The organism is Pseudomonas sp. P4_C1 (assembly GCF_056402155.1).
Map to the genome: position 1 here is coordinate 1 of NZ_JBFUHY010000154.1, position 2,055 is coordinate 2,055.

General features: G+C 53.8%; 2 protein-coding genes. Both read right to left on the reverse strand.

Annotated features, from left to right (window positions below; translation table 11 throughout):
- Positions 1-883: DUF6708 domain-containing protein (locus tag AC1DU9_RS29700; protein ID WP_477811257.1), on the reverse strand; the 883-nt coding region annotated here is incomplete at its 3' end.
- Positions 883-1,881, reverse strand: a complete 999-nt coding sequence (locus AC1DU9_RS29705; RefSeq protein ID WP_477811258.1) for a hypothetical protein — start codon at positions 1,879-1,881, stop codon at positions 883-885. The genes AC1DU9_RS29700 and AC1DU9_RS29705, both read right to left, overlap by 1 nt.
- Positions 1,882-2,055 lie beyond the last annotated feature (174 nt).

A 2,055-nucleotide genomic window follows, 5' to 3' on the forward strand; every position in this document is an offset into this window, starting at 1 on the left:
CATAGATCGGTACGAAGATCCATAGCTGAGGGATTTTTACGAACCGGCTGTCCAGTTGCCACACGGCCATGAAAGAGCGCCACGGCCAGGGGAATTTGCCGATGAGTTTTTTGGGTTTGGGCGCCGCTTCCGGACCCTCTTCCATGTAGCGCCGAATGTATTCCCAGAACGCCAAGAGTTCGGAGGCGTTACGGGTTGGCTTGCCCACGAAGGTGATTTCGAAGTCGTCCTTGAGATGGCCGTCGGCGTCACGGACGGAGTGGGTTTCTTTGTCCCATCCCAGCATGACGAAGCCTCCGGTGCCGTCCAGTTCGGACATCTTTGGGTTGATGCAGACTTCGGCGGTGTCCCAGTCCAAGGCGACAATGCCTCCCAGGTGTTTGGGGCGAAGCAGGTAGATCTTGCGGGTGACGCGGTTGAAGCGGACGATCAGGCGTCGGGCGGTGAATGCTTCGAGTCGCAAATAGGGGAAGATGTATTTAATGTACAAATACAGAGCGATTGTAGGTATGGCGGGAATGATCCACATAAATATATAGTCGACGGTATTCAGGTGATCACCGTTACCGAGAAATAATGATATGTAATTTCCGCCGATATAGTAAATTGTTGCAATGAGCATCCATATTAATAAAGCTCCCCCAATGCCGGGAATTAAAGTAATCAATCCGCGCTTTTCGTCGTTTGGTGTGCGCACATCAATATAGGTTAAATTATAGGCATACAGCGAATCGTTGTCCGAAATCGCTTGGGAAACCGGTTGCGTTACCCGGATGGGCGGCAGCTTTTCTTCGTTCGCTATTTGTTGGTCGGTTTCTCTCGCCAATGCTTCGTAATCAGTCGTCGCACGCCCGTCGTACATAAGCCATTCAAAAAAATACATTAGAGGGTCGCCTCGACAGCTCTGTGAAGGTTTTTTAGCTCTTGTTCTACGGATTCCGGGGTCCCTTTGTCTCGATCTTTTCGAAAAGTGCTATGGCTCAAGTAGTTCTGAAGCTCGTCGGGAAGAAATATCTCGAGCGCTACGGTGGCGGCGAAAATCACAATATTGATTCGTATACACCAGCGGAGCAGAAATGCCATCCTCAACGCTAATTGTGTGGATGTTTGATAAGTGTATATTAGAAAACGATTTCGCCCGTGTATTTTTATTAATCGTTCCAAATAGGGTGCTGCCACTGCTAGCCCTAAGGCTGTTGAAAATAGCGAGTTTCCTAATTGGGCTGTCGCTCGCGATAAATAGATAGCACTAAGGGATAAATTGTCATTCTTTACTTCACCAATTCCGTCATTTAAGTCAAAGGACATGCCGATCAGCGCCGCTCCCCCCGCCAACACCCCCGCCATCAACTTCAACTGACTCCCCATCACCCGCCCGGCCTGGCGAATCGCCGTGTTATGACTTCGCTCGGCCAACCCCACCGCCACCGCCCCCAACTCCAGCCCGACCGCCGACACCGCGAGCATGGCGGCCGTCAGCTCGATGTACTCGCGCGTGCCTTTGTCCGCCTTTTCTGCCTTCAGCTTCAGGTTCCAGACCTCCAGCAAGGCCAGGGTGCTGCCCAAGCGCACTTCCAGCATGGGCCCGGCGGCGCCCGCGGCCAGCGAGTCGCCGAAGCTCTTGTGGGCGGCCAGGCTTATTTTCGCCTTGACCCCCTGGCTGAGCGGCATGGTCCTGCTTTCGAAATGCAGTTGCTCCCCCAGTTGGCCCAGCCTCGCCTTGAACACTAGGGCCAGCGCGGTGTTGAGCGGGCCGTCCAGCCTGGACGCCGCGCTGCTTTGCAGCAGGCGGGTACCGAAGGTGTTGGTCAGCAGCACCGCGCCGCTGAGTCGGAGGGTGGGATTACTGAAACTCCAGTAATTGGCTGAATCGGATTTCATGGGATCAGCGGCCTGCATCCTCAATGGAACGAGGAAACCTTGGCTCGTAACACAACAGCAGGGACACCCAATGGCCACAGGCATGCACAAGGATCAACGGCAGTAACAGGCCATAGATCGGTACGAAGATCCATAGCTGAGGGATTTTTACGAACCGGCTGTCCAGTTGCCACA